The sequence below is a fragment of the Micromonospora sp. NPDC048169 genome, assembly GCF_040652815.1.
GTDB lineage: Bacteria > Actinomycetota > Actinomycetes > Mycobacteriales > Micromonosporaceae > Micromonospora.
In genome coordinates this window covers 360,464-370,426 of record NZ_JBEZMS010000001.1, presented here as the reverse complement: position 1 = coordinate 370,426, position 9,963 = coordinate 360,464, and the positions used below count along the sequence as shown (strand labels likewise).

Genomic DNA, 9,963 nt, shown 5'->3' with positions numbered 1-9,963 from the left:
GGGCTGGGCTGGGCTGGGCTGGGCTGGGCTGGGCTGGGCTGGGCTGGGCTGGGCTGGGCTGGGCTGGGCTGGGCTGGGCTGGGCTGGGCTGGGCTGGGCTGGAGATCTTGGTACGAAACGGCCCCTATGAGGGCTGTTTCGTACCAAGATCTCGTCGCCGTATCGCGACATCCCAGAATGAGGGAGCTGAATCCCAGCATTGGAGACGGGCGAGATCTTGGAAGCGAAGGGACCCCCTGGGGGCCGTTTCGTTCCAAGATCTACAACCTGAGCCGACGCGCGGGCGCCGGTGAGGGTGCTGGAGAGACGCCGCGGGCGCGGCACTCCTCTGGCAGGAGCGCCGCGCCCGCGGCGGTGAGCGGGGAACGGTCAGACGTTGAAGCCGAGCGAGCGGAGCTGGTCGCGCCCCTCGTCGGTGATCTTGTCGGGGCCCCACGGCGGCAGCCAGACCCAGTTGATCCGGATGTCGTTCACCAGGCCGCCACCGGGACCGGTGGTCAGCGCCTGCCGCGCCTGGTCCTCGATCACGTCGGTCAGCGGGCAGGCCGCCGAGGTCAGCGTCATGTCCAGGGTGGCGATGTTGTCGTCGTCGACGTGGACGCCGTACACCAGGCCCAGGTCGACCACGTTGATGCCCAGCTCGGGGTCGACGACGTCCTTCATCGCCTCTTCGATGTCGCCGACCGCGGCCTTGCTGCCGGCCGGCGCCACCGCACCCGCGGCCGCGCCGTCAGCAACAGTCCCGTTGACGGCCGCGCCACCGGCAACCGTGCCGTCGGTCGCCACCGCGCCGGTCTCCGAGGTCATGTTGGTCTCGTCGCTCATGCCTTCACCTCCGGGCTCACGCCCACCCCGGCGCGTGCCGCGGCGTCCTTGAACGCCATCCACGACAACAGCGCGCACTTGACCCGGGCCGGGTAGCGCGCGACACCCGCGAACGCCACCCCGTCACCGAGCACGTCCTCGTCCGGCGTGACCTGGCCCCGTCCGGACATCAACTGCACGAACGCCTCGTGCACCACGGCGGCGTCGCTCGCGGCCCGGCCGCGCAGCAGTTCGTGCAGGATGCTCGCCGACGCCTGGCTGATCGAGCAGCCCATCCCGTCGTACGAGATGTCGGTGAACACCGTGCCGTCGGTCGCCACCCGCACGGTGATCTCGTCGCCGCAGGTCGGGTTGACGTGGTGCGCCTCGCCGACCCGGGCCGCCGGGTCCGCCGACTCCCGCAGGCCGCGGCCGTGCGGGTGCTTGTAGTGATCCAGGATGATCTCCTGGTAGAGCTGGTCGAGTTGCATCACTCGAACACCTTCCGCACCTGTTCCAGACCCGCCACCAGGGCGTCGATCTCCGCGGTGGTGGTGTAGAGGTAGAACGACGCCCGCGTCGTGGCCGCCACCCCGAACCGCGTGCACACCGGCCGGGCGCAGTGGTGGCCCACCCGCACCTGCACGCCGAGCGAGTCGAGCACCTGCCCGACGTCGTGCGGGTGCACGTCACCGAGCGCGAAGGAGATCGTCCCGCCCCGGCCCACCGGCACGGTCGGGCCGAAGATCCGCAGGCCCGGCACCGTGGCGAGGGCGTCCAGCGCGTACGCCGTCAGCTCCTTCTCGTGCCACTGGATGGCCGGCATGCCGATCGCGGTGAGGTAGTCCACCGCCGCGCCGAGCGCGACCGCCTCGGCGATCGGCGGGGTGCCCGCCTCGAACCGGGCCGGCGGCGCGGCGAACGTCGAGCCCGCCATGGTCACCGTCTCGATCATCGAGCCGCCGCCCATCACCGGGGGCATCGCGGCGAGCAGCTCGCCCCGGCCCCAGAGCACACCGATGCCGGTCGGGCCGCACATCTTGTGCCCGGTGAAGACGATGAAGTCCGCGTCGTACTGGACCACGTCCATCGGCATGTGCGGCACCGACTGCGAGCAGTCGAGCAGCAGCAGCGCGCCGACCTCACGGACCCGCGCGGTGATCCGCGAGGTCGCGTTGACGGTGCCGAGGATGTTCGACATGTGCACCAGCGAGACGATCTTCGTCCGCTCGGTGACCAGGTCGTCCAGGCCGGACTCGTCGAGCCGGCCCTGGTCGGTGACCGGGAACCAGCGCAGCGTCGCGCCGGTGCGCTCCGCGAGCAGTTGCCACGGGACGATGTTCGAGTGGTGCTCCATCTCGGAGATCACGATCTCGTCGCCGGGGCCCAGCCGGAACCGCGGGTCGCCGTCCGCGCGCAGCGAGGCGTTGGAGAACGCGTACGCCACCAGGTTGATCGCCTCGGTGGAGTTCTTGGTGAACACCACCTCGTCGACGCTCGGCGCGTTGATGAACGCAGCGATCTTCGCCCGCGCGCCCTCGTACGCCTCGGTGGCCTCGGTGCCCAGCGTGTGCACCGAGCGCGACACGTTGGCGTTGTGCAGCGCGTAGTGCTCGGCGAGCACGTCGAGCACCTGCCGCGGCTTGTGCGAGGTGTTGGCGCTGTCCAGGTAGACCAGCGGGTGGCCGTTGACCTCCCGGTCGAGGATCGGGAAGTCGGCCCGCACCTTCGCCACGTCGAAGCGCGGCACGTCGTCGTACTGCGGCATGCCCGCCGGGATGGCCATCGAGGTCATGTCGAGTCTCAGGCCCGCGCCGCGCCGGCTCCGGCGACGTACCGCTCGTAGCCCTCTTCCTCGAGCTTGTCGGCCAGTTCCCGGCCGCCCTGCTCGACGATCCGGCCGGCCACGAAGACGTGCACGAAGTCGGGCTTGATGTAGCGCAGGATGCGGGTGTAGTGGGTGATCAGCAGCAGGCCGGTGTCACCGGTGTCGCGCACCCGGTTCACGCCCTCGCTGACCACGCGCAGCGCGTCCACGTCCAGGCCGGAGTCGGTCTCGTCGAGGATCGCGATCTTCGGCTTGATCAGCTCCAGCTGCACGATCTCGTGCCGCTTCTTCTCGCCGCCGGAGAAGCCCTCGTTGACGTTGCGCTGGGCGAACGCCGGGTCCATCTGGAGCTTCTCCATGGCGCCGCGCAGCTCGCCGGCCCAGGTGCGCAGCTTCGGCGCCTCGCCGTCGATCGCGGTCTTGGCGGTACGCAGGAAGTTGGCCACCGACACGCCGGGGACCTCGACCGGGTACTGCATGGCCAGGAAGAGGCCGGCGCGGGCCCGCTCGTCGACGGACATGGACAGCACGTCCTCGCCGTCGAGGGTCACCTCGCCGCCGGTGATCTCGTACTTCGGGTGACCGGCGATCGAGTACGCGAGCGTCGACTTGCCGGAGCCGTTCGGGCCCATGATCGCGTGGGTCTCGCCGGAGCGCACGGTCAGGTCGACCCCGTGCAGGATCGGCTTGAGCTCACCCTCGGGCAGCTTGACCGACACCTTCAGGTCGCGGATCTCCAGGGTGCTCATCAGCGGGTCACTCCATTGCTCGGCAGCGGACGGCCGTCGCCGTCCACGGAAAGGTAGATGTCGCCGTCACGGACTTCGACGGAATAGACGGGTACGGGTTCGGTCGCGGGCAGGCCGGTGGGCTCACCGGTACGCAGGTCGAAACGGGATCCGTGCAGCCAGCATTCCAGCGTGCAGCCCTCGACCTCGCCCTCGGACAGCGCCACGGCGGCGTGCGAGCACTCGTCGTGCACGGCGTAGAACACGTCGTCCTCGCCGTGAACGATCGCGACCTGCACGCCGTCCACGTCGGCGCTGATCGCGGTGCCCTTCGGCACGTCCTCGGTGGAGCAGATCTTGAGCATCAGGCGCCCGCCTTGGCCAGCCGCGCCTCGATGGCGTCGCCGAGGCGCTCGCGCAGGTCCTCGACCGGGATCTTGTTGATCAGCTCGGCGAAGAAGCCGCGCACCACCAGGCGCCGCGCCTCGGCCTCCGGGATGCCCCGGGCCATCAGGTAGAACAGCTGCTCGTCGTCGAACCGGCCGGTCGCGCTGGCATGCCCGGCGCCGGCGATCTCGCCGGTCTCGATCTCCAGGTTGGGTACGGAGTCGGCCCGCGCGCCGTCGGTGAGCAGCAGGTTCCGGTTGATCTCGTACGTGTCGGTGCCTGTCGCCTCGGCGCGGATCAGCACGTCGCCGACCCAGACCGTGTGCGCGTCGTCGCCCTGCAGCGCGCCCCGGTAGCCGACGTTGCTGCGGCAGTCCGGCACGGTGTGGTCGACCAGCTGCCGGTGCTCCAGGTGCTGGCCGGAGTCGGCGAAGTAGACGCCGTACAGCTCGGCCTCGCCGCCGCGCTGGGTGTACTCCACCGACGTGTACTGCCGGACCAGGTCGCCGCCGAGGCTGACCTGCACGTGCAGGATCCGGGCGTCACGGCCCAGCCGCACCTTGAGGTGCTGCGCCTGCACCGCGTCGTCGGCCCAGTCGGCGACCGTAACCAGGGTCAGCTTCGCCCCGTCGCCCACAGTCACCTCGACGTTGTCGGCCAGCGTGGCCGAGCCGACGTGCTCGATCACCACTGTGGCCTCGGCGAACCGGTCCACCTCGACGAACGTGTGCCCGAAGGCGAGCGCGTCGGCGTTCTCGCCGACCACCCGCAGGCGCACCGGCGCCTCCACCACCGCGTCGCGGTCGACGCGCACCAGCAGCGCGCCGTCGGCCCCGCCGTACGCCAGCGCGCTGATCCGGTCGAACGGGGTGAGCACGCTGCCCACCCGGGGGTCGTCCCGGCCGATCCGGTCGACGGTGACGCCCTCGGGCAGGTCGCCGTACTCGTGCCGGACCGCGCCGGTCGCGCCCTGCGCCGACGTGGCCAGGCCACGCAGGCGCTTGAGCGGGGTGAAGCGCCACTCCTCCTCCAGGCCGGTGAGGGCCGGGAAGTCGGCGACGTCGTACGAGCGGAGCGCCTGCGACTTGGTCGTGGGCGGCGCGGAAGCCTGGGTAGTCATCTCTTCCTTGGTCTGTTCTACGACGAGGTGTCAGGTGAGGCGGAGGGCGGGCAGCCGGCGTCAGCCGACCGCGCCCTCCATCTGCAGCTCGATCAGGCGGTTGAGCTCCAGCGCGTACTCCATCGGGAGCTCCTTGGCGATCGGCTCGATGAAGCCGCGCACGATCATCGCCATCGCCTCGTCCTCGCTCAGGCCCCGGCTCATCAGGTAGAAGAGCTGGTCCTCGCTGACCTTGGAGACGGTCGCCTCGTGCCCCATCGACACGTCGTCCTCGCGGATGTCGACGTACGGGTAGGTGTCGGAGCGGGAGATCGTGTCGACCAGGAGCGCGTCGCACTTGACGGTGCTCTTGCTGCTGGTCGAGCCCTCCAGCACCTGCACCAGACCGCGGTACGAGGTGCGGCCGCCGCCCCGGGCGATCGACTTCGACACGATGGTCGAGGAGGTGTGCGGCGCGGCGTGCACCATCTTGGCGCCGGCGTCCTGGTGCTGGCCCTCGCCGGCCATCGCGACCGAGAGCACCTCGCCCTTGGCGTGCTCGCCGGTCATGTAGACCGCCGGGTACTTCATGGTGACCTTGGAGCCGATGTTGCCGTCGACCCACTCCATGGTCGCGCCCTCGTGGCACACGGCGCGCTTGGTGACCAGGTTGTAGACGTTGTTCGACCAGTTCTGGATGGTCGTGTACCGGCACCGGGCGTTCTTCTTGACGATGATCTCCACGACGGCGCTGTGCAGCGAGTCGGAGGAGTAGATGGGCGCGGTGCAGCCCTCGACGTAGTGCACGTACGCGCCCTCGTCGACGATGATCAGCGTCCGCTCGAACTGGCCCATGTTCTCCGTGTTGATCCGGAAGTAGGCCTGCAGCGGGATGTCCACGTGCACGCCCTTCGGCACGTAGATGAACGAGCCACCGGACCAGACGGAGGTGTTCAGCGCCGCGAACTTGTTGTCGCCGACCGGGATGACAGTGCCGAAGTACTCCTTGAACAGGTCCTCGTGCTCCTTGAGCGCGGTGTCGGTGTCCAGGAAGACGACGCCCTGCTCCTCCAGGTCCTCACGGATCTGGTGGTAGACGACCTCGGACTCGTACTGCGCGGCGACACCGGCGACCAGGCGCTGCTTCTCCGCCTCGGGGATGCCGAGCTTGTCGTAGGTGTTCTTGATGTCCTCGGGCAGGTCCTCCCAGGAGGTGGCCTGCTTCTCGGTGGACCGCACGAAGTACTTGATGTTGTCGAAGTCGATCCCGGTGAGGTCGGCGCCCCAGTTCGGCATCGGCTTGCGGCCGAACAGCCGCAGGCCCTTGAGCCGCAGGTCGAGCATCCAGGCCGGCTCGTTCTTCTTGGCCGAGATGTCGCGCACCACCGCCTCGCTGAGGCCACGCTGGGCGGACGCCCCGGCGACGTCGGGGTCGGCCCAGCCGTACTCGTAACGACCGAGGGCGGCGAGCTGCTCCTCCTGGGTCAGGGGCTGAACGATCTGCTCGGTCATCTATCTGTCCTCACAGTGGTGACGGTGGAACCGGACTGGGCGGGAATGTGCGTGGTGCACACGCCGTCGCCGTGCGCGATGGTGGCCAGGCGCTGTACGTGAGTGCCGACCAGACGGGAGATCACTTCGGTCTCGGCCTCGCACAGCTGAGGGAACTCGGCGGCCACGTGCGCCACCGGGCAGTGGTGCTGGCAGAGCTGGCCGCCGGAGGCGATCGTGGACGCGTTGGCAGCGTAACCCTCGGCGGTCAGCGCGCCGGCGAGTGCCTCCGCCCGCGCGAGCGGGGCGTCTCCGGCGTCCTCCATGGCCGCCCGGCAGCGGGTCTCCAGCGCGGAGACCTGCTCGGCCGCGAACGCCGCGACCGCCTCGGTGCCGCCGGTGCGGGCGATCCACCGCAGCGCGGCGGTGGCCATGTTGTCGTAGTGGTGGGTGCCGCAGCGACCGCGGCCCGCCTCGGTGAGCGCGAAGACCTTGGCCGGGCGACCGCGCCCGCGACTGCCGCGGACGGTCTGGTCGCGGGCGACCACGTCACCGTCGGCGAGCATCGCGTCGAGGTGGCGGCGGATCGCGGCCGGGCTCAGACCGAGCGCCGTGCCGAGCTGCGCGGCGGTGGTGGGACCACGCTCCAGCAGCAACTGGGTGACCCGGTCGCGGGTCGACAGGTCGGCCGGAACGGTCTCCCGCTCGCCGGGCCGTACGCCGCGACGTGCGCGCGAACCACCGGCGACCGGACCGGTCACCGGCGTTCGGGAGAGCGCCGCCGCGTTTTTCACAACGGCAACGTTACGTAATTCGCCGAGGGCCCGCAAACCCGGGGTCCGGTGATTCCGACCACCGGGGTGCCGGAGTCACCCGATCGGGATCAACTACGGTGCGTAGGATTCGCTACGTGAAGCGATCCGTCCGGTTTCCGGTCTCCGCCACGCTGTTGCGCCGCCTCGCGCTCGCCTCGATCATCGCGAACGTCGCGATCGTGGTCACCGGCGGGGCCGTCCGGCTCACCGCGTCCGGCCTCGGCTGCCCCACCTGGCCACGGTGCACCGAGGACTCGTACGTCACCACGCCCGAGATGGGCGTGTACGGGGTGATCGAGTTCGGCAACCGGCTGCTCACGTTCGCGGTGGGCATCATCGCGCTCGCCGTGGTGCTGGCCGTGCTGGCCCACCGCCCCCGCCGCCGCGGGCTGCTCCCGCTCGCGCTGGGCGTGCTGTTCGGCATCCCGGCCCAGGCGGTCATCGGCGGCATCACGGTGCTCACCAACCTCAACCCGTGGGTGGTCGGGCTGCACTTCCTCGCCTCGATGGCGGTGATCGCCGCCGCGTACGCGCTCTGGCGGCGGATCAAGGAGCCGGACGGGCCGGTGGCACCGACCGTGCCGGCGCCGCTGCGTACCCTCGCCTGGATCACCACCGTGGTCAGCGCCTCGGTGCTGGTGGTCGGCACGTGGGTGACAGGCAGCGGACCGCACGCCGGAGACCACGGCGCGGCTCGCAACGGCCTGGACCCGGCGGCGATCTCCCAGGTGCACGCCGACAGCGTCTTCCTGCTGATCGGCCTGTCGGTGGCGCTGTACTTCGCGTTCCGGGCGGTCGGCGCGGCGCGGGCGGCGCGGGCCGCCGCGGTGCTGATCGCGGTCGAGTTGGGCCAGGGCGTGATCGGCTTCGTCCAGTACTTCACCCACCTGCCCGCCGTGCTGGTCGGCGCGCACATGCTCGGCTCCTGCCTGGTGCTGCTGGCCACGCTGGGCGTGCTCTGGTCGACCCGCGAGCGGCTGCCGGCCACCCCGGACGCCGAGGCCCCGGCCGAGGCGGTCACCGAACGGGTGGGCGCCGCCGCCTGAGTGCGGGCGTTACCGAGCGGCGGGAGCGGGAAAGCGGTCCGGGCCACCGACCGCCCGCCCGAGGGGAGCTCCCCGTGTCGCGCAAGAGCCTCGCCACCACCACCCCGCAGCGGCTGACCCCGGTCGCCGGGACGCCGCTGTGGTGCGACGCCCGCGAGTACGGCCTCACCGGCGACGGGGTCACGAACGACCAGCCCGCCCTGGCGGCGCTGGTGGACCGCCTCGGCACCGGCTACGACGCCGACGGCCGCGCGCGGGTGATCTACTGCCCGCCGGGCCTGTACTCGATCCGCAACGCCGGCACCGTCTGGCGCAGCGGGGTCTCGCTGCTCGGCGCCGGACCGGCGGCGACCCGCTTCCTGCTCAGCAACGAGGGCAACCGCAGCGCGCCGGTCCCGCTCGCGTTCTGGACCACCGTGCAGCACGGCGCGGACCGGGACCGGCACATCGCCGACTGCACGTTCGCCGACTTCGAGATCGACGGCTCCGGCGTGGCCCAGGCGTCCTACGACTATCTGGCGAAGGGACTGGGCCTGCAGTACGTGGTACGTGGTGTGTTCCGCAACCTCTACATCCACCACACCGGCGCGACCGGGCTGGGCTGCGACTTCCTCCAGGACAGCCTGATCGACGGGGTGATCGCGGTGGGCTGCGGCCGGCTGGACAACGAGGACCAGATGGGCGGCGCCGGGATCGGCGTCGGCATCGGCGGCTGGGGCGACGTGGAACGCCTCACCATCACCAACTGCACCACCATCGGCAACGGCACCAACGGCATCTTCCTGGAACTCCAGAAGGACTACTGGACCCCGCCGCGTGGCATCCGGATCATCGGCTGCCACAGCCAGGCCAACCGGTTCGGCATCTCCGACTGGGGGGCGGACGGGCTGATCGTCTCCGGCTGCACCATGACCAACAACCTGGAGGCCGGCTTCGACGTGTCCGGCAACGGCACCGCCGGGGTGGCCGGGCGCGGTGGCCTGCTCACCGGCTGCGTGATCGACTCCAACGTCGGTGACGGCATCAGCATGGGCAACACCCCCGGCCCGTACGCGGTGCAGGGCAACCGGATCAGCCGCAACGGCGGCTTCGGCTACCACGAGCACGACCTGGGCCACGGCTACCGGGGCGCGGCGGCCGACGTGGTGATCCAGGACAACGACATCCGCGAGAACGCGCTGGACGGCATCCGGATCGACAGGCCGATGCTGGACACGTCGATCGTCGGCAACCGGATCCGGGACAACGGCCGCCGGTCCGCGCCGGCCTGCTCCGGCTCCGGCGGCGCGGTGCGCTACGGCCCGCGCGAGGTCACCGACGGCAACGCGCACTGGCCGCCCGGCGGTCACCGGGGAAAGGTGGTCCGGGTCGGCTCCCGCGACGCCGTGGTGTCCGACAACAGCGCCGACCGGCTCTCCCTGGCCGAGGTACGCCCGGACGGCTCCACCGGCTGGAGCGCGGCCACGCCGGGGCCCGGCACGGCGTACGAGCTGCCTGATGCTCCGCCGGCGTGCGGCGGCATCACGATCGCCGCGCCGTTCGACTCGGCCACCGTGCGCGGCAACCGGATCTGGCACCGGGACGCCGACACCCAGGCGTACGGCATCTGGGTCACCGAGGCGGGCAGTTGCGTCTCCTGCGCGTTCGAGGACAACGACCTGGCCGGCACCGAGGCCGCGCTGCGGCTGGACACGCCGCCGATCGGCGGCCGCTGGGCCCGTAACCACAGCGACCGCGACTGAGCGTCGCGGTCAGCCGGCCGGCG

General features: G+C 71.0%; 10 protein-coding genes. 2 read left to right on the top strand and 8 right to left on the bottom strand.

Going from position 1 to position 9,963, the window contains the following annotated elements; genetic code table 11:
- Positions 1 to 369 precede the first annotated feature (369 nt).
- From AB0D28_RS01635 to AB0D28_RS01600, 8 genes are read right to left on the bottom strand one after another with little or no spacing between them, the layout of a single operon-like run.
- The gene (locus AB0D28_RS01635; protein WP_357381183.1) at positions 370 to 807 is read right to left on the bottom strand and encodes a metal-sulfur cluster assembly factor; all 438 of its coding nucleotides are present in this window, start codon (positions 805 to 807) and stop codon (positions 370 to 372) included.
- Between the two features lie 14 nt (positions 808 to 821).
- Positions 822 to 1,295 (bottom strand): Fe-S cluster assembly sulfur transfer protein SufU, encoded by a 474-nt coding sequence (gene sufU, locus AB0D28_RS01630; protein WP_073831445.1) that lies wholly within the window; start codon positions 1,293 to 1,295, stop codon positions 822 to 824.
- Positions 1,295 to 2,599 (bottom strand): cysteine desulfurase, encoded by a 1,305-nt coding sequence (locus AB0D28_RS01625; protein ID WP_357381051.1) that lies wholly within the window; start codon positions 2,597 to 2,599, stop codon positions 1,295 to 1,297. Before AB0D28_RS01625 ends, sufU begins: the two co-directional genes overlap by 1 nt.
- An 8-nt stretch (positions 2,600 to 2,607) precedes the next feature.
- Entirely contained in the window at positions 2,608 to 3,381 is a 774-nt protein-coding gene (gene sufC, locus AB0D28_RS01620; RefSeq protein ID WP_073831401.1) for a Fe-S cluster assembly ATPase SufC, read from the bottom strand.
- Positions 3,381 to 3,725, bottom strand: coding sequence for a non-heme iron oxygenase ferredoxin subunit (locus tag AB0D28_RS01615; protein WP_064445305.1), 345 nt, complete (start codon positions 3,723 to 3,725; stop codon positions 3,381 to 3,383). The genes sufC and AB0D28_RS01615 overlap by 1 nt, the downstream gene beginning before the upstream one ends.
- Positions 3,725 to 4,867 carry a Fe-S cluster assembly protein SufD gene (gene sufD, locus AB0D28_RS01610; protein WP_357381048.1) on the bottom strand — a complete coding sequence of 381 codons (1,143 nt, stop codon included), beginning with the start codon at positions 4,865 to 4,867 and terminating at the stop codon, positions 3,725 to 3,727. Before sufD ends, AB0D28_RS01615 begins: the two co-directional genes overlap by 1 nt.
- Before the next feature lie 60 nt (positions 4,868 to 4,927).
- Positions 4,928 to 6,358 carry a Fe-S cluster assembly protein SufB gene (gene sufB, locus AB0D28_RS01605; RefSeq protein WP_013287447.1) on the bottom strand — a complete coding sequence of 477 codons (1,431 nt, stop codon included), beginning with the start codon at positions 6,356 to 6,358 and terminating at the stop codon, positions 4,928 to 4,930.
- Positions 6,355 to 7,131 carry a metalloregulator ArsR/SmtB family transcription factor gene (locus AB0D28_RS01600; RefSeq protein WP_357381045.1) on the bottom strand — a complete coding sequence of 259 codons (777 nt, stop codon included), beginning with the start codon at positions 7,129 to 7,131 and terminating at the stop codon, positions 6,355 to 6,357. Before AB0D28_RS01600 ends, sufB begins: the two co-directional genes overlap by 4 nt.
- 98 nt (positions 7,132 to 7,229) lie before the next feature.
- Here AB0D28_RS01600 and AB0D28_RS01595 point away from each other — a divergent pair, with 98 nt between their 5' ends.
- Together AB0D28_RS01595 and AB0D28_RS01590 are read left to right on the top strand one after the other, a co-directional pair.
- Entirely contained in the window at positions 7,230 to 8,198 is a 969-nt protein-coding gene (locus AB0D28_RS01595) for a COX15/CtaA family protein (protein ID WP_357381043.1), read from the top strand.
- 74 nt (positions 8,199 to 8,272) lie between these two features.
- Positions 8,273 to 9,940 (top strand): right-handed parallel beta-helix repeat-containing protein, encoded by a 1,668-nt coding sequence (locus tag AB0D28_RS01590; RefSeq protein WP_357381041.1) that lies wholly within the window; start codon positions 8,273 to 8,275, stop codon positions 9,938 to 9,940.
- Positions 9,941 to 9,963: the final 23 nt, after the last annotated feature.

Bases quoted from the DNA above. Each gene is read 5' to 3' on its own strand.
- AB0D28_RS01635 (WP_357381183.1), bottom strand. From the start codon at position 807: ATGACCTCGGAGACCGGCGCGGTGGCGACCGACGGCACGGTTGCCGGT.
- sufB (WP_013287447.1), bottom strand. From the start codon at position 6,358: ATGACCGAGCAGATCGTTCAGCCCCTGACCCAGGAGGAGCAGCTCGCC.
- sufU (WP_073831445.1), bottom strand. From the start codon at position 1,295: ATGCAACTCGACCAGCTCTACCAGGAGATCATCCTGGATCACTACAAG.
- AB0D28_RS01615 (WP_064445305.1), bottom strand. From the start codon at position 3,725: ATGCTCAAGATCTGCTCCACCGAGGACGTGCCGAAGGGCACCGCGATC.
- sufD (WP_357381048.1), bottom strand. From the start codon at position 4,867: ATGACTACCCAGGCTTCCGCGCCGCCCACGACCAAGTCGCAGGCGCTC.
- sufC (WP_073831401.1), bottom strand. From the start codon at position 3,381: ATGAGCACCCTGGAGATCCGCGACCTGAAGGTGTCGGTCAAGCTGCCC.
- AB0D28_RS01625 (WP_357381051.1), bottom strand. From the start codon at position 2,599: ATGACCTCGATGGCCATCCCGGCGGGCATGCCGCAGTACGACGACGTG.